11 protein-coding genes are annotated in these 26,904 nt (G+C 62.9%); 7 read left to right on the top strand and 4 right to left on the bottom strand.

The features are described 5' to 3' along the window. Window positions 1–10: 10 nt before the first annotated feature. From ACKUG4_RS10150 to ACKUG4_RS10140, 3 genes are all read right to left on the bottom strand, one after another. On the bottom strand, window positions 11–15,571 hold the full coding sequence (locus tag ACKUG4_RS10150) for a non-ribosomal peptide synthetase (protein WP_445433922.1): 15,561 nt from the start codon (window positions 15,569–15,571) through the stop codon (window positions 11–13). 180 nt (window positions 15,572–15,751) lie between these two features. After that, complete coding sequence (locus ACKUG4_RS10145) at window positions 15,752–16,486, bottom strand: thioesterase II family protein (RefSeq protein ID WP_085612877.1); 735 nt, start codon at window positions 16,484–16,486, stop codon at window positions 15,752–15,754. 78 nt (window positions 16,487–16,564) lie between these two features. Next, entirely contained in the window at window positions 16,565–17,737 is a 1,173-nt protein-coding gene (locus ACKUG4_RS10140) for an MFS transporter (RefSeq protein ID WP_221399123.1), read from the bottom strand. A gap of 208 nt (window positions 17,738–17,945) precedes the next feature. On the opposite strand from ACKUG4_RS10140, the gene ACKUG4_RS10135 reads away from it, so the two are divergent. The 4 genes from ACKUG4_RS10135 (at window position 17,946) to ACKUG4_RS10120 (ending at window position 22,177) form a co-directional block, all read left to right on the top strand. Next, window positions 17,946–18,746 carry a glucose 1-dehydrogenase gene (locus ACKUG4_RS10135; protein ID WP_445433921.1) on the top strand — a complete coding sequence of 267 codons (801 nt, stop codon included), beginning with the start codon at window positions 17,946–17,948 and terminating at the stop codon, window positions 18,744–18,746. Next, window positions 18,739–20,568, top strand: a complete 1,830-nt coding sequence (locus ACKUG4_RS10130; RefSeq protein WP_445433920.1) for a glycoside hydrolase family 15 protein — start codon at window positions 18,739–18,741, stop codon at window positions 20,566–20,568. The genes ACKUG4_RS10135 and ACKUG4_RS10130 overlap by 8 nt, the downstream gene beginning before the upstream one ends. Before the next feature lie 308 nt (window positions 20,569–20,876). Beyond that, window positions 20,877–21,266, top strand: coding sequence for a hypothetical protein (locus ACKUG4_RS10125; RefSeq protein ID WP_445433919.1), 390 nt, complete (start codon window positions 20,877–20,879; stop codon window positions 21,264–21,266). Between the two features lie 11 nt (window positions 21,267–21,277). Beyond that, window positions 21,278–22,177: an alpha/beta fold hydrolase gene (locus ACKUG4_RS10120; protein ID WP_445433918.1), complete on the top strand. Its 900-nt coding sequence runs from the start codon at window positions 21,278–21,280 to the stop codon at window positions 22,175–22,177. Here ACKUG4_RS10120 and ACKUG4_RS10115 read toward each other — a convergent pair. Then, window positions 22,146–23,129, bottom strand: coding sequence for a GlxA family transcriptional regulator (locus tag ACKUG4_RS10115; protein WP_445433917.1), 984 nt, complete (start codon window positions 23,127–23,129; stop codon window positions 22,146–22,148). The genes ACKUG4_RS10120 and ACKUG4_RS10115 overlap by 32 nt on opposite strands. A gap of 88 nt (window positions 23,130–23,217) precedes the next feature. Between ACKUG4_RS10115 and inhA the strand changes: the two genes are divergently transcribed. The 3 genes from inhA (at window position 23,218) to aer (ending at window position 26,599) form a co-directional block, all read left to right on the top strand. Then, window positions 23,218–23,904 carry an isonitrile hydratase gene (gene inhA, locus ACKUG4_RS10110; RefSeq protein ID WP_445433916.1) on the top strand — a complete coding sequence of 229 codons (687 nt, stop codon included), beginning with the start codon at window positions 23,218–23,220 and terminating at the stop codon, window positions 23,902–23,904. 235 nt (window positions 23,905–24,139) lie between these two features. Beyond that, entirely contained in the window at window positions 24,140–24,931 is a 792-nt protein-coding gene (locus ACKUG4_RS10105; RefSeq protein ID WP_085609004.1) for a CPBP family intramembrane glutamic endopeptidase, read from the top strand. Between the two features lie 102 nt (window positions 24,932–25,033). Continuing rightward, window positions 25,034–26,599 carry a methyl-accepting chemotaxis protein Aer gene (gene aer / locus ACKUG4_RS10100; protein ID WP_445433915.1) on the top strand — a complete coding sequence of 522 codons (1,566 nt, stop codon included), beginning with the start codon at window positions 25,034–25,036 and terminating at the stop codon, window positions 26,597–26,599. The last annotated feature ends 305 nt before the right edge of the window (window positions 26,600–26,904 follow it).

Here is a 26,904-nt window from a genome sequence, read left to right as displayed (position 1 = left end):
CGTGGTCCTCTCAGGAAATCAGTTTTTCAAGTTCATCTGCTGATAAACGATTGAGAGCCTCCAAGGATTTAGCCAAAACATCATGAACGGGCTGCAAATCGGGTTGCAGAGCTTGTACGGCGTCGCTGAAAGCCGCCAGATCGGCACTGGCGAACAGGCTGGCCAACGGCACGTCGAAGCCCAGCAACTCGCGCAGACGCAGGGCCACCTGGGTGGCCAGCAAGGAATGGCCACCGAGTTCGAAGAAGTTGTCTGTCAGGCCGACCCGCTCCAGTTTCAAGACGTCGGCCCAGACCCCGGCGATCTGCTGTTGCAGTTCACTTTCGGGCGCCACATAGCTGTTTTGCAGCAGGCTGGCGTCCGGTTGTGGCAGGGCCTTGCGGTCAAGCTTGCCGTTGGCGGTCAGCGGCAGGCTGTCGAGCAGCAACAGGTGCGCCGGCACCATGTAATCCGGCAGATTGTGCTTGAGCGCCTGGCGCAGGAGCTCACGCCACTGGCCCTGTTGGTCGAGTTCGACCGACTGATCGGCCACCAGATACGCCACCAGCTGCACGCCGCCGGCGCCTGGCTGATCCAGCACCACGGCCTGACGGATTTGCGGCAGTGCCAACAGTTGCGCCTCGATTTCACCCAGCTCGATCCGGAAACCACGGATCTTCACCTGATGGTCGATGCGCCCGGCGTACTCGATCCGGCCATCGGCGCGATAGCGCGCCAGGTCACCGGTGCGATACAGCCGCGCACCGTCGCCCCCGAACGGGTTGGGCACGAAACGCAAGGCGCTGAGGTCGGCACGCTTGAGATAACCGCGTGCCAGCCCGGCGCCGCTGACGTGCAACTCGCCGATGCAGCCCTTGGCCACCGGTTTCAGGTCGGCGTCGAGCACGTACCAGCCCAGGTCCGGGATCGGCTCGCCCAGCGGGCTGCCGGCGTCCTGTTCGAGATCGGCCAGGGTCAACGGACGGTAAGTCACATGAACCGTGGTTTCGGTGATGCCGTACATGTTGATCAGCTGTGGCGCGGTATCGCCGAAGCGTTCGAACCATGGGCGCAGGCTGCGTACTTCCAGCGCTTCACCGCCAAACACCACGTAACGCAACGACAGTTGCGGATCCTGGGGCGCGTCGCAAGCGACCTGCATCAGTTGCTTGAATGCCGAAGGCGTCTGGTTGAGCACGGTGATGCGCTCACGGCACAGCAGCGCATGGAACTCCTGCGGCGAGCGGCTGACGCTGTGCGGCACGATCACCAGGCGCCCGCCATGCAGCAGTGCGCCGAAGATTTCCCAGACCGAGAAGTCAAATGCGTAGGAGTGGAACAGCGTCCAGCGATCCTCGGCACCGAAGCTGAACCAAGGCTCTGTTGCCTCGAACAGGCGCAGCACGTTGTCGTGAGCCAGCAGCGTACCTTTCGGTTTGCCGGTGGAGCCCGAGGTGTAGATCACGTAAGCGAGGCTGGCGCTGTCGGCCCAGACCTGCGGGTCGGTTGCCAACTGATCCTGCCAGCGGCTGTCATCACCCAACAGCAGGGTTTCAACGCTCTCGGCAACCTCCAGGTGATCGAGCACACCCGGCTGCATCAGCAGCAGGGCAATGCCGCTGTCCTCGATCATGTACTGCAGACGTTCGGCCGGGTACTGCGGATCCAGCGGCAGGTAAGCCCCGCCAGCCTTGAGGATGGCGACCAGGCCGACGATCATTTCGATGGATCGCTCGGCAGCCAGACCCACCAGCACATCGGCACCGACACCCCGCGCGATCAGGGCATGAGCCAGACGGTTGGCACGGGCGTTGAGTTCGCCGTAGCTCAATTGCTCCTCGCCCAGACTCACGGCAATCGCCTGCGGTGCGCGACGCACCTGTGCTTCGATCAGCTGTGACAGGGTGCGGGTTTGGGCAAAGGTGGCTGGCGCACGGTTCCAGTCGTGCAGCGTCGCCTGTTGTTGTGCGGCATCGAACAGGCTCAGATCGGCCAGCAGACGTTGCGCGGGCGAGTCGGCCATTTGCTGCAACAGGTGCTGCAAGTGGCTGGCGATCTGCTCGATCTGCGCAGCGCTGAAATGCTGCCGGGCATAGGCCAATTGCAACGACAGGCTGTCGCTCAGGTCCACCAGCACCGTCAACGGCAGGTTGGTCTGTTCCTGGCTGCGTGCCTGGTCGAAACGCAAGCCTTGCGGCGCACCGTTGTTCAACGCCTCCGACACCGGGTAGTTCTCGAACACCAGCAGGCTGTCGAACAAGCCTTCGCCGCGTTGCCCGGACCAGCGCTGAATGTCCGCCAGTGGCGTGTATTCGAATTCGCGCATGGCCAGGTTCAGCGCCTGCACCGTTTGCAGCCACTCACCGAGGGATTGCTCGACACGCGGGGTGGCGATCACCGGCAAGGTGTTGATGAACAAACCGATCTGTTGCTCGACACCTGGCAGCTCGGCCGGACGCCCGGCGACCGTAGCGCCGAACGCCACGGTCGGTTGCCCGGTGTAACGCTGCAACAGCAACAACCAGGCGGCCTGCACCACGGTATTGAGGGTGACCTTGTGCTGACGGGCGAACGCCCCCAGACGTTGAGTCCGCTCACGGTCCAGCCAACGGGTCTGCTGGTCGTAACCGCTCTGCCCGGCGGTCGCCAGCGTATCGAGGCAGCTGCGGGCCAGGTGGGTCGGCTCATCCAGGTCGGCCAGACGCTCAGTCCAGAATCGCTCGCTGGCCTGACCGTCCTGACGCTGCAGCCAGCCAATGTAATCGCCATAACGGCCCACCGGCGCGGCCGGGGTTTCACCGGCGTAGCGCTGCATCACTTCGCCGAGCAACTGCGAGTTGCTCCAGCCGTCCATGAGAATGTGATGGCTGGTGTAGATCATCTCAAAGCGGTCATCGTCAGTGCGGACCAGCACCAGACGCAGCAGGGGTGCCTGCAACAGGTCGAAGCCTTGTTGCAGTTGCTCCTGTGCCAGCACGTCGAGCGCCCCCGTCAGGTCAGCGCGACCTCGCCAGTCATGCAGGCTGAACGGCAATTCGGCCTGACGCTGGACGATTTGCAGCGGCTGCTCCTGCTCGGAGATCCACACGAAACGCGTACGCAGAATCGCATGGCGATCGACCGCGCCCTGCCAGGCCTGACGCAGACGCTCGGGATCGAGGCCTTCGACGCTGACGCGCATCTGGTTGATGTAATCCCCCGAACCCTGTTCGTACAGGCTGTGGAACAACATGCCCTGTTGCATCGGCGACAGCGGGTAGATGTCTTCGACCTCGGCACCGGCGTCCGGCAAGGCATCGAGCTGTTGCTGGTCGAGCGGCGCCAACGGGAAGTCCGACGGCGTGACGCCGGCGTTCTGTGCAGCGCAGCAATGCTCGATCAGCGCCGCCAGTTCGATCGCGTACTCATCGGCCAGACGCTGAATGGTGGCTTCATCGAACATCTCGCGGCTGAACGTCCAGCCCAGACTCAACTCGCCCGCGTAAACCTGACCATTGAGTTCCAGCCAGTTGCCCAGTGGCGCCAACGGGCTCTGTTCGTCCCCGGCCTTTTCGCGGGCCGGGGCGAACAGCGCGCCGTCATCGAACTGGCGGTCGAATTGTCCGAGGTAGTTGAACGTGATGCGCGGTGTCGGCAGCGCCGCCAGCTCACGGCGGGTCGCTTCATCACCGAAGTAACGCAGCACACCGAAGCCCAGGCCCTTGCCGGGAATCGCCCGCAACTGTTCCTTGATCTGCTTGATCGAACCGTCGACCGACGCAGTCGGGGTCAGGCGCACCGGGAACAGGCTGGTGAACCAGCCGACGCTGCGACTCAGGTCAAGGTCGTCGAACAGGTCTTCACGACCGTGTCCTTCCAGCTGAATCAAGGTCGAGGCCTGCCCCGTCCAGCGGCAGATGACTCGGGCCAGCGCGGTCATCAGCAAGTCATTGACCTGAGTGCGATACGCCGCCGGCGCCTGTTGCAGCAGTTGTCGGGTCAACGCTTGATCGAGGCGCGTCTGTACGGTGTGCGCATCGCGGTTTTGCAGACTGGCCTGCGGATTGATGCACGGCAGGTCGACCGGCGCATCGGCCAGTTGCGTACGCCACAGCTCGAGTTCACCCGCGAGTCGTGGCGCGTGCTGTTGCAAACGTTCTGCCCAATGCTTGAAGGCGCTGGTCTTGGCCGGCAGAACCAGGGGCTTGCCGTCGATGCGCTGCTGATAAGCGCTTTGTAGATCTTCCAGCAGAATGCGCCAGGACACACCGTCCACCACCAGGTGGTGCACCGCCAGCAGCAAGCGTTGCGAACCATCGCCCACAGTCACCAGCAAGCCACGCAACAGCGGGCCTTGCGCCAGGTCGAAGCTGCGCTGCGCTGCCAGGCAGGCGTCCTGCAATTGTTGTTCATCGCTGACCGAAGCCTGCATCAACAGCTCGTGTCTGACGGTTGTTGCATGGTGATTCGCGGTCCAGCCGTCGCTCGTTTCAGTGAACGACAGGCGCAAGGCATCGTGATGCTCGACCAACACTTGCAAGGCTTGCTCAAGTGCATCGGCCTCGATGCTGATGGCCGGCTTGAGCATCACCGACTGGTTCCAGTGGTGACGCTCGGCAATGTCCGTCGCGAAGAACCACTGCTGGAACGGCAAAAGCGGCGTAGCGCCGCCGACCGGGCCCTGATCGATCTGCCCCGCGCCATCGCCCAGCGTCGCCACACCCGCCAGTGCCTGGACGGTCTGGTACTGGAACAAGTCTTTGGGGGTAAAGCGGATGCCGGCCTGACGGGCACGGGCCACCACCTGAATCGAAATGATCGAATCGCCACCCAGTTCAAAGAAGTTATCGCCCAGCCCGACTCGCGGCAGCTTCAGTACATCGGCCCACACCGCAGCGATGCGTTGCTCCAGCGCATTGCGCGGCGCGATGTATTCGGCCTTGCCCGCCCCCGATTCAGGCTTCGGCAGCGCCTTGCGATCCAGCTTGCCGTTGGGGCTCAACGGCATCTGCGCAAGATTCAGCCACTGATTGGGCACCATGTACTCCGGCAGTCCGGCTTGCAGATGCCGCCTCAGAGTGTCGCGCCAATCCGCGCTTTCTTCGTTCAACACCACGTAAGCGGTCAGCAGCTTGCCGTCGATCACCAGCACCGCCGCTTCACGGACGTTGCCATGCTCCAGCAGACGCGCTTCGATTTCACCGAGCTCGATACGCAAGCCGCGCAGCTTGACCTGATGGTCGATCCGGCCGGCGTATTCGATCACGCCGTCGGCGCGGTAACGCGCCAGGTCACCGGTGCGGTAGATCCGCTCGCCATCGCCATAGGGGCTGACGGCAAAACGTTCGGCGGTCAGCGCCGGACGCTGATGGTAGCCCCGCGCCAGACCGACACCCGCCAGGTACAACTCGCCGAGCACACCGGTCGGCACCGGTTCGAGGTTATCGTCAAGGATGTAGCAGCCGAGGTTGGCAATCGGCTGTCCGATCGGCACGCTGTCGCGGCCCTCCTCTACACACGTCCAGTGCGTGACGTCGATGGCGGCTTCCGTCGGGCCGTAAAGGTTATAAAGCCCGGCCGTTGGCAGTTTGGCGAAGACTTGCTGTTGCGCGTCCGCCGGCAGCGCTTCGCCGCTGCACACGATGCGTTGCAGGCTGGTGCACGTGGCAACGTCGGCGTCCTGCAGGAAGGCCTGCAACATCGACGGCACAAAGTGCAGCGTGGTGATGTGTTCGCGCTTGATCAACGCCACCAGTTTGGCTGGATCGCGGTGATCGCCCGGCGCTGCGACGACCAGCCGTGCGCCGGTCATCAGTGGCCAGAAGAACTCCCACACCGAAACGTCAAAGCTGAACGGCGTCTTCTGCAGCACGCTGTCGCCCGCGCCGATCTCATAGGCCTGTTGCATCCAGCACAGACGGTTGGTCAGGGCGACATGACGGTTGCCGGCACCTTTCGGTTTGCCGGTGGAGCCTGAGGTGTAAATCACATAGGCGAGGTTTTCACCGGTGACCGCCACGTCCGGATTGTGGCTGGCGAAGCCCTCCAGCGATGCTTCAAGCAACAGGGTTTGCACCTGCCCGTTCAATGGCAAGGCATCGAGCAGATGCGCCTGGGTCAGCAACAGCTGCACGCCGCTGTCTTCGATCATGTAGGCCAGGCGATCCTGCGGGTATTCCGGGTCGAGCGGCACGTAGGCGCCTCCGGCCTTGAGCACGGCCAACAGACCGACGACCATTTCCATCGACCGTTCGGCAGCGATGCCGACCAGGCTTTCAGGTCCGACACCCAGCGCCATCAGCTTGTGTGCCAACCGGTTGGCGCGGGCATTGAGCTGCGCGTAGCTCAGGCATTCATCGGCGAACTTCAGCGCTGCGGCGTCCGGGGTGCGCAGGACCTGTGCCTCGATCAGCTGCTGCACGCTCAGGTGTAACGGGTACTCGGTGGCGGTAGCGTTCCAGTCTTCGAGAATCCGTTGGCGTTCTTGCGCGGCGAGCATCGGCAACGCAGCGACCGATTGCTGCGGCGCTGCGACAATCGCCCGCAACAATGCCTGCCAGTGTTCGAACAGGCGCGCGATGGTTGCCGCTTCAAACAAGTCGCTGGCGTAGGTCAGGCTGACCATCAGCCCGGCGGCGGTTTCCGTGGTGTCCAGGGTCAAGTCGAACTGTGCGGTGGCGCTGTCCCACGGCAGGCCTTCGATGCGCAGATCCGCCACATCGGTGACCGGCGCGGCGTCACGCTGATGGTTGAACAGCACCTGGAACAACGGGCTGTGGCTGAGGCTGCGCTCCGGCGCCAGTGCTTCCACCAATTGCTCGAACGGCAGATCCTGATGCGCCTGGGCGCCCATTGCAGCCTGCCGGGTCTGCGCCAGCAGATCACGGAAACTCAGGTCGCCGGCAAACTGTGCGCGCATCACCTGGGTGTTGACGAAGAAGCCGATCAGGCCCTCGGTTTCGGCGCGGTTGCGGTTGGCAATCGGCACGCCGACGCGGATATCGTCCTGACCGCTGTAGCGGTGCAGCAGGGTCTGAAACGAGGCCAGCAAGAGCATGAACATCGTCACCCCCTCACGTCCGGCAAGCGCCTGCAACTGCGCGCTCAATGCAGATTCCAATGGCGCCTCCAGCCGCGCGCCACGGTAGCTCTGCACTGCCGGACGCGAATGGTCCAGCGGCAACTCCAGCACCGGTTGTTCGCCGCCAAGCTGGCCCACCCAATAATCGAGTTGACGCTGCCGCTCGCCCGCCTCCATCCACTGCCGTTGCCACTGCGCGAAATCGGCGTATTGCAGCGGCAGCGCGGCGAGTTCGAGCGGTTTTCCGGCGCGTTCTGCGGCATACATCGCCATCAGTTCGCGCACCATCACTTGCATCGACCAGCCGTCAGAAACAATGTGGTGCTGAGTGATCACCAGCACGTGATCATCCGCCGCCAAGCGCAACAGGCTGACGCGCAGCAGCGGCCCGTTCAGCAGATCGAACGGCTGACGAATCTGCGCCTGTACCCAGCTCGAAAGATTGTCCTCGGCGTCGAGACTGTGCTGTTCAATCGTCAATTGGCCTTGCGCATGAATCACCTGCACAGTGCGCTCGTCGTCCTGACGGAACGTGGTGCGCAACGGCTCGTGACGCGCCACCAATTGATTGAAGCTGTTCTGCAACGCGGTGATGTCCAGAGCACCGCGCAAGCGCAGCGCACTGGGCACGTGGTAAGCGGCACTGTCCGGCTCCAGCTGCCAGAGGAACCACTGCCGTTCCTGGGCATAAGACAACGCCAGTGCAGCACCGCGCTGCAGCGCCATCATCGGCACGCTTTCGCTGTGTTGCAGGGTGGCGCAGGCGGCGGCAAAGGCTTGCAGCGTCGGCTGCTCGAACAGGGTGCGCATCGGCACATCGAGTTTGAGCGTCTGGCGGACCCGGGAAATCACCTGGGTGGCCAGCAGCGAGTGACCGCCTCGCTCGAAGAAGTGATCGTTGAGCCCCACGGTGCCGGACTCCAGCACGGCTTCCCAGATCTGCGCCAATTGCACTTGCAGCAAGGTCTGCGGCGCCGCATAAACGCTCAGGTCCTGGCTCAGTTCGACTTTCGGCAGCGCGGTACGATCAAGTTTGCCATTGTTGTTCAACGGCAACGCGTCCAGCGACAGCAGGTGCGCCGGCACCATGTAATCAGGCAGCAGCTGTTGCAGCGAAGCCTTGAGCGAGTCCAGCCACTGCGCCTGCGCGGTCGCAGGTTCGGTTCCTGTCTCGGGCACCACATAAGCCACCAGTTGCGCGCCACCCGGGAAATCCTGAGCGATCACCGCAGCGGCGCGCACGCCCTCCTGTGCTTGCAGGCAGGCTTCGATTTCACCCATTTCAATGCGCAAGCCACGGATCTTCACCTGGTGGTCGATACGCCCGGCGTACTCCAGATCAGCGTTTTCGTTGTAACGCGCCAGGTCGCCACTGCGATACAGCCGCGCCCCCGGCTCGGTGGCAAACGGGTCTGGCAGGAAACGTTCGGCGGTGAGGGCCGGACGATCGAAATACTGCTGCGCCAGACAGGCACTCGCGCCAATGCACAACTCGCCGACGCCACCGGCAGGCAGCAATTGCCCGGCGCTGTCGAGCACGTACAACGCGCGGCCAGCAATGGCCCGGCCAATCGGAATGCCGAAGCTGTCGCTGGCATCACTCAAGCGGCAGTCGTGAACGCTCGACACCACCGTCGCCTCGGTCGGCCCGTAGGTGTTGAGCAAGCGCACGTGGCTCAGTCCTGCTTCGTGCCACAGACGCAGCCCTTCGACCGACATGGCTTCGCCGCCGACATGCACCTGACGCAACGCGCCCAGACCGGTGATGTTGCCGCCCGCGCATTCACGCGCCAGCAAGAACCAGTAGGCCGCCGGCAAGTCCGCCAGAGTCACGCCATGGTCGACGATCTCGTCCGCCAGTTGCACGACGTCCCAGAGTTCGTCGCCGCGCATGATCAGCGCCGCGCCGACACACAGCGGCGGGTAACACTGCTCGACAAAACCGTCGAAGCTGAAGGTCGCAAACTGCAGCACGCGATCATCGGCCGTGAGCGCCGAATACTCGGCACCGGTCTGGCAGAACTCGCGCAGCGCCGCGTGAGCAATCGCCACGCCTTTTGGCTGACCGGTGGAGCCCGAGGTGTAGATCACGTAGGCCAGGTCATCGGCCGTGGCGTGATTCAGCGGATCGCTGTCCGGATAAGCGCCCAGCGTCTGGATGATGTCGCCCAGGTGCAAATACTCCAGGTCAGCCGCAAGCGGCACGTCTTGCAGGAGAGCGGATTCATCGAGCAGCAGATCGACACGGCTGTCTTCGATCATGTAGGCCAGACGCTGGGCCGGGTAGTTGGCATCAAGCGGCACGTACGCGGCGCCCGTCTTCAGCACTGCCAGCAGGCTGACGATCATTTGCGGGCCACGACGCAGCGCCAGGCCGACACGCTTGCCCGGCGCCGCACCGCTGGCCAGCAAACGGTGGGCGAGGCGATTCGCCTGGCGGTTCAGTTCGTCATAGCTCAGGCGCTGTTCACCGCACTGCACGGCCAGCGCCTGCGGTGTGGCTTTGGCCTGCGCGGCAATGCGTTCGTGCACCAGACCTGCATGCTGCAACTGCAACGCTGGCGGCTGACAGTGGGCGAGCATGGCGCGCGTGGTGGCGTCATCGAGCAGCGTCAGGTTGCCCAGGCAGCCTGTGGCATTGCTGATCAGTTGCTCAAGCAAGTGGCGCAGGTTGGCGCAGAGCCTGTGCACCTGGGCGGCGCTGAATCGTGCAGCGTCGTAGCTCATCTCCAGACTCAGCGTGGCACCGAGTTCGATACCCAGCGTCAGCGGATAGTGGGTGCGTTCGTGGTTGTGCAGGTTGCCGAAGGTCAACCCGGCCGGAGCACCTTGTTTCAGCGCCTCGGCGACCGGGAAGTTTTCGAACACCAGCAGGCTGTCGAACAGCGCCGAGCCCTGATGCCCTGCCCAACCCTGAATGTCGTACAGCGGCACATGCTCGAACTCACGCAGGGCCAGGTTCTGCGCCTGCAGATCAGCCAGCCACTGGCCGACGCGATGATCCGGGCGCGGATTGCACACCAGCGGCAGGGTGTTGATGAACAGCCCCAGTTGCTGCTCGATGCCCGGCAGCGGAGCCGAACGACCGGCCACTGTGGCGCCGAACGCTACGCAGTCCTGACCGGTGTAGCGTTGCAGCAGCAGGCTCCAGGCCGCTTGCAACAACGTGTTGAGGGTGACTTTCTGCTGACGGGCGAACTCGCCCAGACGCCGTGTTGCGGCTTCGTCGAGCACCTCGCGATGTTCGTCTGTGCCGTGGCCGCCCACGGGTGGACGCAGAGTGTCGGCAAGCAGCGTCGGCGCCTGCAACGGGGCCAGCGCAGCATTCCAGAACGCCTTGCCGGCGCCTGCCGATTGCTGCTGCAACCAACCCATGTAATCGCGGTAATGCCCGACCGGCGCCGGCAGTGGGCGCCCGGCGGCGTAGTGGGAAATCACCTCGCCGAGCAACTGCGCATTACTCCAGCCGTCCATCAGGATGTGATGGCTGGTGTAGATCAAGTGCCAATGATCGGCGCCGGCGCGCACCAGTTTCAGGCGCAGCAACGGCGCGCAGTCGAGTTCGAAACCCTGCGCCCGCTCGGTCTCGGCCAGCGCATCGGTGTCAGTGTTGTCCAGTATCTGCAGCGGCAGTTGCACCTCGCGGCTGATCACCTGATGGGCGCTGTCCAGGCCTTGCCAGTGGAAGCTGCTGCGCAGCACATCATGACGCGCCAGCGCCGCTTGCCAGGCACTGGCAAAACGCTGCGGATCAAGGCCCTGGATGTCCAGACGCATCTGGCTGATATAGGCCTCGGCCTGCGGTTCGTACAAGGTGTGGAACAACATGCCCTGCTGCATCGGCGACAGCGGATAGACATCTTCGATGACAGCGGCGGCGACCGGCAACGCATCCAGTTGCGCCTGGCTGAGGCGTGCCAACGGGAAGTCCGATGGCGTCGCTTGCGCGGTGTCGAGGGTGCAGCAGTGCTCGATCAGTGCCGTCAGTTCGGCGGCGTAGCGATCAGCCAGCCTTTGCACGGTGGCACTGTCGAACATCTGCGAACTGAAGCCCCAACTCAGACTCAATTCGCCGCCATAGACCTGGCCTTCGATCGTCAACCAGTTATCCAGCGGCGCCTGTGAATCCTGGGCGACACCGCCGGACTCGGTGGATGGCACCAGCAACGCCTGCTCATCGAACTGCCGGTCGAATTGCCCCAGATAGTTGAAGGTGATGCGCGGCGGCGGCAGCAACGCCAGCTCTTCACGCACCGACGGCGCTGCCAGATAACGCAGCACGCCGTAACCCAGACCTTTGTCCGGCACCGCACGCAGTTGTTCTTTGATCGCCTTGATCGAACCGTCGAGATCCTCGCTCGCCACCAGATTGACGGCGAACAGGCTGGTGAACCAGCCGATGCTGCGCGTCAGGTCGATGTCGTCGAACAGGTCTTCACGGCCATGGCCTTCGAGTTGAATCAAGGTGCCCGGCTGACCGCTCCAGCCACTGATGGTGCGCGCCAGTGCCGTCAGCAGCAGATCGTTGACCTGCGTGCGATACGCCGCCGGCGCCTGTTGCAGCAATTGGCGCGTGCGCTCGGCGTCCAGACGCCATTCGATCTTTTCCCCGAAGCGGTTTTGCAGGCTGCCTTCAGGGCGCTCGCACGGCAGATCCCGTGCGTCGTGGTGCTGGGCTTTCCAGTAAGCCAGTTGATCGTCGAAGCGCGAAGCCTCGGTGCTCAGGCGCGCCGTCCAGCTCTGGAACGCGCTGGTTTTGGCCGGCAATTGCACGCCACCGCCCGCCGCCAGCTGTTCGTAGGCTTGTTGCAGATCTTCCAGCAACACGCGCCACGACACGCCGTCCACCACCAGGTGATGGAGGATCAGCGACAGGCGCTGACTGCCATCGGCCATGGTCACCAACACGGCGCGCAACAACGGCCCGTTGGCCAGATCAAGACTGCGCTGGGCATCGTCGCAATGGGCGGTCAGTTGCTCGGTCGTCTCGGCCGTGCGCAGCCACAGATCAGCGCGTTCGACCTGTGCGGCGTACGCTTGCTGCCAGCCTTCGGCGCCCTCGACAAAACGCAGGCGCAAGGCATCGTGATGATTGATCACATGGGTCAATGCGGCATCGAGCCACTGCGCATTCAGCGCCTCGCGCGGGGTCAGCAACAGGGACTGGTTCCAATGTTCACGCCGAGGCATCACCCGGCTGAAGAACTGCTGCTGGATCGGCCCCAACAAGGCCTCGCCCGTGGCCGGTGCCTGATCCACCGAACTGTGGCTGTCGAAGATCGCGACCAGCGCCAGACTGCGCACAGTCTGATACTGGAACAGATCGCGCGGGCTGATACGGACCCCGGCCTGCCGCGCGCGGCTGACCACTTGAATCGAAATGATCGAATCGCCGCCCAGCTCGAAAAAGTTGTCCTCCAGACCCACGCGTTGCAAACCGAGGACGTCTTCCCAGATCGCCGCAAGGGCTTTTTGCATGGCATCCTGCGGCGCGACAAAAGCTTGCTGCGGCGCGGCATCCGGCTGCGGCAAGGCTTTGCGATCGAGCTTGCCGTTGGCGGTGACCGGCAATTTGGCCAGCGTCATCAGATAGGTCGGCACCATGAATTCCGGCAGGCTGCCGAGCAGCCACGCCTTGACGTCCTGTTGCCATTGTTCGTCTGCCTGAGCAGTTTCCAGCACCAGATAGCCGACCAGATGTTTACCGCCCTGCACCAGCACCACGGCTTCACGCACCAGCGGATGCTGCATCAGGCGGGTTTCGATTTCACCCAGCTCGATACGCAAGCCACGCAGCTTGACCTGATGATCGAGACGCCCGAGGTATTCGATGACGCCGTCGGCACGTTGGCGTACCCGGTCACCGGTGCGGTACAGACGCGCACCTTCGTGGAACGGGCACGGGACAAAACGCTCGGCGGTCAGCGCCGGGCGCTGGTGATAACTGCGCGCCAACCCTGCTCCGCCCAGATACAGCTCACCCGCCACGCCGCTCGGCACCGGCATCAGTTCGGCGTCGAGCACATGGGTGCGCAGGTTGGCGATCGGCCGTCCGATCGGCACGCTGTCGGCACCTTCGTCGACACAGGTCCAGTGGGTGACGTCGATGGCCGCTTCGGTCGGGCCATACAGGTTATAGAGCCCGGCGTTCGGCAGCTTGGCAAACACCTGCAGTTGCGCGTCCAGCGGCAGCGCCTCGCCGCTGCAGACAATGCGCTTAAGACCGACACAGGCCTCGACGCCCGGCTCATGAATGAACGCCTGCAACATCGAGGGCACAAAGTGCAGCGTGCTGATGCCGTAGTGGTTGATGGTCTCGATCAACAGCGATGGATCGCGGTGCGCGCCCGGCGCTGCCACGACCAGTCGGGCGCCGGTCAGCAGCGGCCAGAAAAACTCCCAGACCGACACGTCAAAACTGAACGGTGTCTTCTGCAGCACCGAATCGCTGGCATCGAGCCGGTAAGCCTCCTGCATCCAGCACAAACGGTTGACCAGCGCCGCATGACTGTTGCCGGCGCCTTTCGGTTTACCGGTGGAGCCGGAGGTGTAAATCACGTACGCAAGGTTCTGCGGATCGATGACCGCCTCGACACGGCCTTCGCTGTAGCGATCCAGCCAGTCGGCTTCCTGATCGAGCGTAATGACGTTTACTCCGGCCGTTGGCAGCGACGCCAGCAATGCGCTCTGGGTCAGCAGCAAGGTAATGCCGCTGTCCTCGATCATGTAGGCCAGGCGCTCTTGCGGGTACTCCGGATCCAGCGGCACATAGGCGCCGCCGGCCTTGAGAATCGCCAAAAGGCCAATGACCATTTCCAGCGAACGCTCGACACAGATCCCCACCAGGCTGTCGGCCCGCACGCCTTGCTCACGCAGCAGATGGGCCAGTTGGTTGGCCCGCGCGTCGAGTTGCGCGTAGCTCAGGGTTTGTTCGCCGAACACCAGCGCCGGTGCATCCGGGGTGCGGGTCACCTGGGCTTCGATCAATTGATGAATGGGTTGCTCGGTGGGATAAACCGCTGTTGCACCGTTCCACGCATGCACCAGCGTGTGCTGCTCATCCGCGTCCAGCAACGGCAGCTCGCCAATGCGTTGCGCAGGATCAGCGACCATGGCCTTGAGCAGACGCAACCAGTGGCGCGCCATGCGTTCGATGGTCGGCGCGTCGAACAGGTCGCTGGCGTAAGTCAGTGCGGCGTGCAGCTTGCCGCCCTTCTCGTAGGTGTCGAGTGTCAAGTCAAACTGAGTGGTGCGGCTTTGCCAGTCGAGGCTTTCGAGCACCAGGCCCGAGGCTGTGCCCAGGGCGGCGATATCGGCCACCTGCGGCTGGTGGTTGTACATCACCTGGAACAGCGGCGTGTGACTGAGGCTGCGCTCCAGTTTCAGTGCTTCGACCAGTTGCTCGAACGGCAGATCCTGATGCGCCTGGGCGCCGAGCGCCGTCTCTTTGACCGCCTGCAGCAACGCATCGACGCGCGTCTGGCCATCGACTTTTGTGCGCAGCACCTGGGTGTTGACGAAGAAACCGATCAGACCTTCGATCTCGGCGCGATTGCGGTTGGCAATCGGCACGCCGACACGGATATCGGTCTGCCCGGTGTAACGGTGCAGCAGCGCATTGAACGCGCCAAGCAACAACATGAACAACGTGACCTGATGCTGTTGCGCGGTGGCGCGCAACTGGTCGGCCAACTGGCCGTCGACGGCAAACTCATAGCGTGTGCCGCGATAGCTCGGCATGGCCGGACGCGAATGGTCCAGCGGCAGTTCCAGCACGGGATGCTCGTCACCCAACTGCGCCTGCCAGTACTCCAGTTGCCGTGCCTGCTCGCCGGCCTCCAGCCAGCGACGCTGCCACAGGGCGTAATCGCTGTACTGAACCGGCAGGGCCGCCAGCGCCGGCGACTGGCCGGCGTCAAAGGCGTCGTAGCAACGGATGAATTCGTCGATCAGCACGTTCATCGACCAGCCATCGGAAACGATGTGGTGCAGGGTCAGCAGCAAGACGTGCTCCTGCTCGGCGAGCTTGAGCAAGGTGACTCGCAGCAACGGCCCGACCGCCAGATCGAACGGCAACACCGATTGCTGCTCGGCGGCACGAACTACCGCTTCCTCGCGTTCGGTGGCCGGCAGCGCAGTGAAATCTTCATGATGGATGTTCAAGGTCGCCGGGGCCGGCACTTGCAGCAGGCTGTCATCCGCCTGGCGCTGGAACACCGTGCGCAAGGTTTCATGTCGCGCCACCAGCGCAGCAAAGGCCTGCTCCAGCGCTGACAGATTCAGCCGCCCGGTCAGGCGTACCGCGCCCGGCAAGTTGTAGGCGCCGCTGTGCGGATCCAGTTGCCAGAGAAACCACATCCGTTGCTGCGCGTAAGACAACGCCTGGCGATCGTCGGCCTCGATCCCGGCGGGAATCGGGAAACGGGCGAAATCCACGCCCTCCTTTTGCAGGGCCGCGAGGAACATCTGGCGCTTTTCCAGGGGCAACCCGATAAACCGGCGAGCAAGTTTCAAGGAGTCTTCAGCATTCATTTCTTAGCATCCGGATCAGTAGGCAGGAAGCACAAAGGCACGTCGTCCCTATAAAACGAATGCACATCGGAAAAATTAGCGAATGAGAAGAACTATCAGGAGGGAAGCAGGCGGGAATTTTCAGACGGGCAGGAAACCCTGTGGGCGCGATCAGCTCGCTCACACAGGGTTTACCGTTGCTCAGGCAATGGCGGGTATTGAGTGCCGGCGATGGTGTACGTCGAGCTGATCCTTGATGACCTTCAGCACCTTGGCCTCGTGTTCATGGATGAAGAAATGACCGCCAGCAAGCATGTCCACGGAGAAACTGCCGAGGGTTTCCTTGCTCCAGCCGATCAATTGCTCGGTGGTCGCGCGGTCGGTCGTACCACCCAGCACATGCACCGGGCATTTGAGCAGCGGACGCTGGATCGGCTGAAAACGTCCGCACAACAGAAAGTCGGCACGCAGCACCGGCAGGGTCAGGCTCATCAATTCGGCATTGGCGAGAATTTCCTCGCTGGTGCCATTCAAGGTGCGTAACTGCTCGATCAGTTCGGCATCGCTCTTCGGTTCGGCAAAGCCGCGGTCATATTCACTGCGCAGCGTCGGCGCCGCCGTGCCGGAGGCGAACAGCGCAACCGGCTCCGGCAACCCCAGAGCGCGCAAGGCATGGGCCAGTTCGCAGGCCAGCAGCGCGCCGAGGCTGTGGCCGAAAATGGCATAAGGCGCACGCAGGGTCGTTTGCAGTTCGCTGGCCAACTGACGGGCCAGCGCCCGCATGTCGGTTTGCAGCGCTTCGCCAAAACGTGCGCCGCGACCCGGTAGCTCTACCGGCTGCAGCGTCAGCCACTGCGGCAATTTGCGGCGCCAGCGGCTGTAGACCATGGCACTGGCGCCCGAATAAGGAAGGCACAGCAATGTCAGCTGAGTCACCCGGCTTACCTCGAAAAGTTGTCTGTATAAAAGAACGAAGGCGGCCCTGCAGAAATTAGCCCGCGCGCGTCTATCCAGTCATTTCAAGTGGCGGAAACTCTGCACCGCCGAGCCCAGCACCACCGCCCCGGCGGCAATCGCCAGCCAGAAGCCGCTGCGCGCACCGAACGCATCCACCAGTGCGCCGGAACCGGCGGCGCCGATGGCCACGCCGATGCTCAAACCGGTCACCAGCCAGGTCAGGCCTTCGGTGAGTTTGGCCGGCGGCACGATGCGCTCGATCAAAGCCATCGCCACGATCAGGGTCGGCGAGAAGAACAGCCCGGCGATGAACACCGCGACAGCCAACCCGAAAATGTTGTTCGCCAGCAACAACGGCAAAGTGGTCACCGCCGTCGCGATCCCGCCATACAGAAACAACCTGGGCAACGGCAGTTTCGAGCGCATCGCACCGAAGGCGATACCGGCCAGACAGGAACCGATGGCATACACCGAGAGCACGATGCTGGCCGCCGCCGGCTGCCCCTGCTGCTGGGCGAACGCGACGCTGACCACATCCACGACGCCGACAATCACGCCCATGGCCAGCATCAACGCCAGCAGCCATTGCACGTCGGTCGAACGAATGATCGAACCTTGATGCTGGGATTCGTGCGGATGCACCGGCGGCTCGGTGCTGCGCTGGGCCACAAACGCCGTCACGCCAATCGCCAGCATCAACAACGCCGCCAGCGGCCCGGCCTCAGGGAACACGCCGACGCACAAGCCCACCGACAACGGCGGGCCGACGATGAAGCAGACTTCGTCGAGCACCGACTCCAGCGCATACGCGGTCTGCAATTGCGGCTGGCCGCGATAGATTTCGGTCCAGCGCGCCCGCGCCATCGCCGACATGCTCGGCATGCAACCGGCCAATGCTGCGCAGACAAACAGCGTCCAGGTCGGCGCCTGCAAACGGGTACACAATAGCAACATCAACAGCGCGCCCCCGCCGATCAGCGCCGCCACCGGCAGCACCCGCCCCTGGCCGAAACGGTCCACCAACCGTGACACCTGCGGCGCGCAAAACGCCGTGGCCAGCGCAAACGTCGCCGCCACCCCACCCGCCAATGCGTAGCCGCCGGTCAATTGCGAGAGCATGGTGATCACACCGATACCGGTCATGGAAATCGGCATGCGCGCGATCATCGCGGCCATCACAAAGGCCCGGGCGCCGGGGGCGTTGAACAACTCGCGGTAAGGGTTTGCCATCGGATGCAGCCTCATCAGGGGCGGCCAAGTTGCCACAAAGCCTGACGGGCGGGGAAGCGAGGAATTGTTGGTGGAGTGTGAAGTCCCTGTGGCGTGCAGGGCCAATCGCTGCAGCATAAAGCTGTCGATGATTTCATGTACGCGGATGAACTCTCGCCGCCGCCCATCAGTCAGCTAAGTAAGCCCTCAACCCAAGGCGCGACCCTGCATGCAGATTTCCCTCGCCCGTCAGGTGGCACTGGTCACCGGCGCCAGTTCCGGCATCGGCCACGGTACCGCCAAAGCCCTGGCCGCCGCCGGCGCTGCCGTGGTCATCAACTACAACCGTCAGGCCGAGCCCGCCGAAGCGCTGGCCCGGCAAATCATTGCCGACGGTGGCCAGGCCATCGCCATCGGCGCCGACGTTTCGAAGGAGGAAGACGTTGAGCGGCTGTTCCAGCAGACCCTCGACGCCTTTGGAACGCTGGACATTCTGGTGGCCAACTCCGGCCTGCAAAAAGACGCGGCGGCTGTGGATATGTCGCTGGCCGACTGGAACGCGGTGATCGGCGTCAACCTCACCGGCCAGTTCCTCTGCGCCCGTGCCGCGCTGCGGATCTTCAACCGCCAGGGCGTGCGCGAAGGCGTCTCCCGGGCTGCCGGCAAGATCATCCACATGAGTTCGGTGCACCAGCGCATCCCTTGGGCCGGGCACGTCAATTACGCGGCATCCAAGGGCGGCGTCGATCAGTTGATGCAGACCCTGGCCCAGGAAGTCAGCCACCAGCGCATCCGCATCAACGGCATCGCGCCGGGGGCGATTCGCACGGCCATCAATAAAGACGCCACCGAGGGCGACGCCGTGCAGGACCTGCTCAAACTCATCCCCTACGGTCGCATCGGCGATGTCGAGGACGTGGCCAACGCGGTGGTGTTTCTCGCCTCCGATGCCTCCGACTACATCGTCGGCACCATCCTGTTCATCGACGGCGGCATGAGCCTCTATCCGGAGTTCCGTGGCAATGGCTGAGCATCAATCCGAACGACAAAGCCCCATCGACGCCCACGGCATCATTGGCGACCTGCGCAGCGCCGCGCTGGTCAATGACAAGGGCAGCGTGGATTTTTTCTGCTGGCCGGCGTTCGACAGCCCGTCGATCTTCTGTTCGCTGCTCGATACCCCCGACGCGGGGATTTTCCAGCTTGCGCCGGACCTGCCCGATGCCCGGCGCGAGCAGATCTACCTGCCGGACACCAACGTCCTGCAAACCCGCTGGCTCAGCGATCACGCCGTGGTGGAAATCACCGATCTGCTGCCGATTGGCGACAACGACGATGCCTTGCCGCTATTGATGCGCCGGGTGCGGGTGGTCAGCGGGCAGGCGACGTTTCACCTGCGCTGCGCGGTACGGCATGACTACGCCCGCGCTGAGACCCGCGCCGTCATCGATAAACAGGATGTGCTGTTCAGCGCCAGCGGGCAGCCGACACTACGGCTGGCCTCGGATCAAGCCTTGAGCGTCGATCAGGAAGCAGCGGTCGGGCAATTCACCCTCAAGCAGGATCAGACGGCGGCGTTCATGCTCGGCGCCAGCGACGATCCGCGCTTCGCCGAAGGCGCCGCCCAACTGTGCATCGAACGCACGCTGAAGTTCTGGCGCGACTGGATCGGCCAGTCCAACTATCGCGGTCGCTGGCGGGAAATGGTCAACCGCTCGGCCCTGGCCCTGAAGCTGCTGACCTCACGCCAGCACGGCGCAATCCTCGCTGCCGCCACTTTCGGCCTGCCGGAAACACCCGGCGGCGAACGCAACTGGGACTATCGCTACACCTGGATCCGCGACGCCTCGTTCACTGTTTACGCCTTCATGCGCCTGGGGTTTGTCGATGAAGCCAACGCCTACATGCGCTGGCTTCGCGGGCGGGTCAGCGACTGCTGCGGCCAGTCATCGATGAAGCTGAACATCCTCTACGCCATCGACGGCCGCCAGGAACTGCCGGAAACCGAACTCACGCATTTGGCCGGACACGGCGGCGCGAAACCGGTGCGCATCGGCAATGGCGCGTACGACCAGATTCAACTGGATATCTTTGGCGAACTGATGGACGCCGTTTATCTGGTCAACAAGTACGGCGACGCGATTTCCCACGAAGGCTGGCAACACGTGACGGAAGTGGTCGATCAGGTCTGTGAGACCTGGCAGACCAAGGATGTGGGCATCTGGGAAATGCGCGGTGAGCAACATCACTTCCTGCACTCGCGACTGATGTGCTGGGTGGCGCTGGACCGGGCGATCCGCCTGGCCTCGAAACGCTCGCTGCCGGCACCCTTCGCCCGCTGGGACCAGACCCGTCAGGCGATCCATGCCGACATCTGGGACAACTTCTGGAACGAAGAGCGCGGGCATTTCGTGCAATACCAGGGCGGTACAGCGCTGGATGGCTCGATGTTGCTGATGCCGTTGGTGCGCTTCGTCAGCGCCAAGGATCCGAAATGGCTGGCGACGCTGGAAGCCATCGAGAAACATCTGGTGCGCGACGGCATGGTTTATCGCTATCGCAACGAGGATGCGGGCATTGATGGCTTGTCCGGCACTGAAGGCGCCTTCGCCGCGTGCTCGTTCTGGTACGTCGAATGCCTGGCCCGCGCCGGGCAAGTGGAAAAGGCCCACCTGGAATTCGAGCAACTGCTGCGCTACGCCAATCCGCTGGGGTTGTACGCCGAGGAATTCGACAACCGCGGCCGGCATCTGGGCAACACGCCCCAGGCGTTGACCCATCTGGCGCTGATCAGCGCGGCGAGTTTTCTCGATCGCAAGTTGAGTGGGGAGAAGAATTACTGGCAGCCGTAGTCATCCATCTTCGCCAGAGCCTGTAAGAAAGATCTCAACTCCAATCGCCGCTTGTAGGAAGGCTACCTACGAGCGGCAAACACCCCCGAGCCTTGTAGTTGAAGGGCTGGCCCACACAATCGATTCCTTTCGATACAACTTGTTGATGGCACGGCCTACAACAACCTGCCAACCCCGTGTAACGCTTGGCCCGCAACTCGCACTTACACCCCGAAATACCTTGTTGCCAGCTGTTACATCCCCCCCTACCATCCACTGCAACGGGCACAGCGGAGCTGTCCAATAAAAACCCGATTCAAGGAACCAGAATGAGCCAACGCATCCATCGCCAGATCGATACCCCTCTGCGCACCGGCCTGAAGCGCGACGAACTGTGGGAAGCCACCGACAAGGGCCTGATCAAATGCTGGGAAATCGGTCGCCAGCGCGCCACCCGCTTCCCCGACCTCGCCCAACGCTGTCGTGCCGACGAATTACCGGTACTCGGCTGGAAAGGCGGCGTGAGCCGCAGCCTGAAGAAAAACGAAAAGTACGGATCGCTGAAATACCTCGCCCAGTGGCAGGGTTTGCGTGGGGAAGATCTGGATATTGATCTGGCTGCCGAACGGGTCATGACCTGCTCGCGGACGAAAATGGTGGTGACGTTTACGCCGGATCGGAGCAAGTATTTCAATCAGGTGGCGGAAGCCGAGGTGTAAGGAGACGTTCCATGACCCGTGCCGAAATCCGATTCAGCCAAACCCCAAGCCTGACCATCGGCTATGAACATCACGGCCCGGAAAACGGCACGCCGGTCATCCTCCTCCACGGTTTTCCCTACTCCCCCCGCGCCTACGACGAAATCGCCCCGCCGCTCGCCGCCCAGGGTTATCGGGTGATCGTGCCCTACCTGCGCGGTTACGGCCCGACCCGTTTCAACAACCCGGACACGCTGCGTTCCGGCCAGCAAGCGGCGCTGGCGCAGGATCTGCTGGAGTTGATGGATGCGCTGGGAATCGAGCAAGCGACATTGTGTGGTTACGACTGGGGCGGTCGGGCGGCGTGCATTGTGGCGGCGCTGTTTCCCGAGCGTGTGCGCGGTTTGGTGACGGGCGACGGCTACAACCTGCAAGACATTCCGAATTCGGTCCAGCCGCTGGATCCGCAGAGCGAGCATCGCCTCTGGTATCAGTATTACTTCCACACGCCCCGTGGCGTTGTAGGGCTGACGCAGAATCGTCGGGAACTGTGCGGGCTGCTCTGGCAGTTGTGGTCACCGACTTGGACGCGGAACGCCGAGCGTTATCCGCTGAGTGCGTCGGCGTTCGATAACCCGGACTTCGTCGAGGTGGTGATTCACTCTTATCGCCATCGCTTCATGTATGCGCCGGGCGATCCGGCGCTGGAAGGGATGGAGCAGGCGCTGGAGAAACAACCGGCGATCGGCGTTCCGACGATTTCGCTGTGCGGTGCCGATGATGGCGTTGGCCCGGCGCCGACGGAGGATGAAGACGTCCATCACTTCACCGGGCCTTATGAACGGCGGGTGCTGGCGGGTGTCGGGCATAACATTCCCGAGGAAGCGCCGGGCGAGACGCTCAAGGCATTACTGGATCTGCTGCAGCACTGACCGAAAACCGCTCCCGATACGCCTGCGGCGTCACACCCATGGCCCGCAGAAAACTGCGACGCAATGTCTCTTCACTGCCAAATCCACAATTCGCCGCGACCCGTTTGATCGGCAACCCGGTATCGCTCAACAAACGACGGGCGGTTTCGACGCGGATCAGTTCGATGGCCCGGGCCGGGGTCTGGCCGGTGTCGGCGCGGTAGTGGCGCACGAAGCTGCGTTCGCTCATGCCGGCCTGTTCCGCGAGGGTCGGGATGCCCAAGTCGCAGGTCAGGTGTTCGGCGATCCACGCGTGCAGATCATCGAAGCGGTTGCCCTGTTTTTGCAGCGACAGCGTCACGCTGAATTGCGACTGCCCGCCCGGGCGCTTGAGGAACACCACCAGTTGCCGGGCAACGTCCAGAGCCATGTCGCGGCCGAGGTCGTCTTCGACCATGGCCAGCGCCAGGTCGATGCCGGCGGTGACGCCCGCCGAGGTCCAGACCGGGCCGTCATTGATGAAGATTGGATTTGGCTCGACCTGCAAACGCGGGTGCTGTTGCGCCAGTTGTTCGCAGCGAGTCCAGTGGGTGACGACCCGACGACCGTCGAGCCAGCCGCTGGCCGCCAGCAGGAATGCTCCCGTACAAACCGAAGCCACGCGCCGGCATCCATTGGCGTGTTCACGCACCCAACTCACTAACTCAGTGTCTTCGGCAGCGGCATAAACGCCCCAGCCGCCGGCGATAATCAGCGTATCGCTGGGCTGCTTCGGCAGCGGCTCGGCCAGCATCGCCAACCCGGCAGACGAGTTCACCGCCCCGCCACCGCTGGCAATCACCGTTGGCGCGTACGGCGCAGGCAAACCCTGCTGGCGGGCGATATCGTTGGCCGAGGCGAAGACCTGCAACGGCCCGGTGACATCGAGCAATTGCACATTGGCGAACGCGAGGACGTGGATGGTTTTCGGCATTTGGCGTAATTCGTGGGCTGATTGGCGTATGCGCCAAAACCTACGCGCCTACAGTGAAGCCGTCCACCCCTTTTCACGGAGAAGAATCATGGCGTTGCAGATCGGTTTTCTGTTGTTTCCCCAGGTGCAGCAACTCGACCTGACCGGCCCGTACGACGTGCTGGCCTCATTGCCGGACGTCCAGGTGCATCTGGTCTGGAAAGATCTGGTGCCGGTCACCGCCAGCACCGGGCTGGTGCTGAAACCGACCACCACCTTCGAGGATTGCCCGGCTCTGGATGTGATCTGCGTGCCTGGCGGCGCCGGTGTCGGGCCGTTGATGGAGGATGAGCAGACGCTGGCGTTCATCAGGGCGCAAGCGGCGCAGGCGCGTTACGTGACGTCGGTGTGTACGGGTTCGCTGGTACTTGGGGCGGCGGGTCTGTTGCAGGGTAAACGGGCGACCACGCACTGGGCTTATCACGATCTGCTGCCGACGCTGGGCGCGATCCCGGTGAAGGATCGGGTGGTGCGTGACGGCAATCTGTTTACCGGGGGTGGCATTACGGCGGGGATCGATTTTGCCCTGACCTTGGCGCAAGAGCTGGTCGGTGTCGATACGGCGCAACTGGTGCAGTTGCAGCTGGAATATGCGCCGGCGCCGCCGTTTGATTCGGGCAGCCCAGAAACCGCACCGAGTGCTGTTGTTGAAGAAGCCCGCAAGCGTGCAGCGCCTTCGCTGAAACTGCGCACTGAAATCACCGAGCGCGCGGCGGCAAAATTGAACCTGCGCTGATCCCTCAGCCAAACACAAAGCCATGTGGGAGCGAGCCTGCTCGCGATGAAGGCATGTCAGTTAATTTTTGTGCAACTGACCCACCGCCATCGCGAGCAGGCTCGCTCCCACATGGGTTACTTGCCCTCCTTCACCACGGATTGGCGCTGTCCCTGATTTCCCCCACACCTTCACTTGTCCCCTCGTCCCCACCCGTGTAGAAAGCCTGTCCACAAATCGTGCACAAGGACTTTCCATGACAGCTCTGCCATGGCTCTATCTCGGGCTTCTCAGCCTTGGTTACGGATTGGCGCTGAGTTTCGGCCAGCTCGGCTGGCTGGCGCTTATCTCCATTGCACTGCTGGTTTTCGCCGGTTACGCCGTGCGCCAGCAAACCGTGCCGGTCGGGCGTTATCTCGGCCATGGCCTGTTTATCGTGCTGGCTCTGGCGCTGGCCCTGCACTGGCTGCCGGGTTTCTACAACGGCCGGGCCATCGAGCCGCAGCGCTTCACCGACAACGCCGTGCCGTTCTCGATGTACCTGAATCTCGACAAACCGCTGATTGGCTTCTGGCTGCTATTGGTCTGCCCGTGGATCGTCGCGCGACGTTCGTTGCGCCTGACCGTCTACGCCACAGCGCTGGCACTGACGCTGAGCGTAATCCTCGCATTGGGCGGCGCGGTGTTGCTGGGCATGATCACCTGGGCGCCGAAATGGCCGGATCAGGCCTGGCTGTGGGTGCTGAACAATCTGCTGCTGGTGACGCTGGTCGAAGAAGCGCTGTTTCGCGGCTATATACAGGGCGGCCTCAGCCGGCGTTTCAAACACCTGCCCTACGGCGAAAACCTCGCGCTGCTGCTGGCGTCCCTGCTGTTCGGTCTGGTGCATGTGGGCGCCGGTTGGCAATGGGTGTTGCTGGCGAGCCTGGCAGGTGTCGGCTATGGTCTGGCCTACCGTTTTGGCGGGCTCGGTGCGGCGATTGCCACGCACTTTGGCCTGAACCTGCTGCATTTCGGCCTGTTCACCTATCCGATGCTCGCGGGTTGAAGCAAGGGCCGTTTTGCGACGCCGTACTTATAAATGAAAAAAAATTTCAATAAATGACCGATACCGCCGACAACCTTTCAAAGCCTTGCGGATTGAAAAACCATGCGTAACAACCAGCCCATTACACAACGCGAACGGACTTTCCCGGCTCAGCAACGGTTGATTTCCACAACCGACGCCAAGGGCGTGATCACCTACTGCAACGACGCTTTCGTCGAAATCAGCGGGTTTTCGCGTGAGGAACTGATCCGTGCGCCGCACAACCTGGTTCGTCACCCCGACGTCCCGGCGGCGGTGTTTTCGCACATGTGGGGCACACTGAAACAAGGCTTGCCATGGATGGGCATTGTCAAGAATCGCTGCAAGACCGGTGATCATTACTGGGTGAACGCCTATGTAACGCCGGTGTTCGATGGCAGTCAGGTGGTCGGTTACGAGTCGGTGCGGGTCAAACCCACCGCCGAACAGATCCGCCGTGCCGAAGCGCTCTACCAACGCATCAACCAGGGCAAGTCGGCGATTCCTTCGAGCGACAAATGGCTGCCGATTGTGCAGGACTGGCTGCCATTCATTCTGGTCAGCCAGTTGAGCTTCATGATCGGCGCCACCCTCAACTCGCAGTGGGGCTTCGCCCTCGCCGCCGGTCTGTCGGTGCCGCTGGGCCTGCTGGGCCTGCAATGGCAACAACGCGGGCTCAAGCGCCTGCTGCGTCTGGCCGAGCAGACCACCTCCGACCCGTTGATCGCGCAGATGTACACCGACAGCCGTGGCGCCCAGGCGCGTCTGGAAATGTCGATCCTCAGCCAGGAAGCGCGCCTGAAAACCTGCCTGACTCGTCTACAGGACACCGCCGAGCACCTGACCGATCAGGCCAAGCAATCCGACGCCCTGGCGCACAACAGCTCCAGCGGTCTGGAACGTCAGCGCGTGGAAACCGAACAGGTCGCCACCGCCGTCAACCAGATGGCCGCCACCACCCAGGAAGTGGCGAGCCACGTCCAGCGCACCGCCGACGCCACCCAGGAAGCCAATCGCCTGACCGGCCGCGGCCGCGACATCGCCGGCGAAACCCGCGAAGCCATCCAGCGCCTGTCCTTAGTCGTGGGTGAAACCGGCCTGACCGTCACCCAACTGGCCAAGGACAGCGACGAAATCGGCGGCGTGGTCGACGTGATCAAAGGCATCGCCGACCAGACCAACCTGCTCGCACTCAACGCCGCGATCGAAGCCGCGCGTGCCGGCGAGATGGGCCGTGGTTTTGCCGTGGTTGCCGACGAAGTCCGCCAACTGGCACAACGCACCAGCGAATCCACCGGCCAGATCCACGCCCTGATCGCCAAGTTGCAACAGACTGCGTCCAGCGCCGTACAAACCATGGAAGCCGGCCATCGCCAGGCGGAAGAAGGTGTGGCGCGGGTACTGGAAGCAGACCAGGCCCTGGTCGGCATCAGCGAAGCCGTGGCCAACATCACCGACATGACCACCCAGATCGCCGCCGCGACCGAAGAGCAAAGTGCCGTGGCTGAAGAAATCAGCCGCAACATCAGCAATATTTCGGAGTTGGCGGACCAGACGTCGGAACAGGCGCATAACTCAGCGTTGCTGAGTGAAGAGCTGACCAAGACGGCCAATACGCAGTACTCGTTGGTGGAGCGGTTTAACCGCTGATTGTTCTGGCAATAAAGAAACCCCGGACAGCGAAAGCTTCCGGGGTTTTTATTATCTGTCTGAAATGGATGTGGCCAGAACCGCCCTATTCGTGGGCAAGCCCACTCCCACAGGGTTTCGCATTGGCCACAAAACCTCGTAACACCACCATCCATTGTGGGAGCGGGCTTGCCCGCGAAGAGGCCCCGCCGGCCGGCGAAAATCTCATTCAAAAAGCGCGTACAGTGCCTACAACTGAATCAGACCCAACTGACTGGCACGCAATGAAGCCCGGCTCTACTTTGTCGTTCAAACCTATTCACACG

This window comes from Candidatus Pseudomonas auctus, assembly GCF_048654275.1.
Lineage (GTDB): Bacteria > Pseudomonadota > Gammaproteobacteria > Pseudomonadales > Pseudomonadaceae > Aquipseudomonas > Aquipseudomonas pharyngis.
The sequence above is the reverse complement of the archived record's forward strand: the minus strand, read 5'-3'. Positions and strand labels throughout refer to the sequence as shown.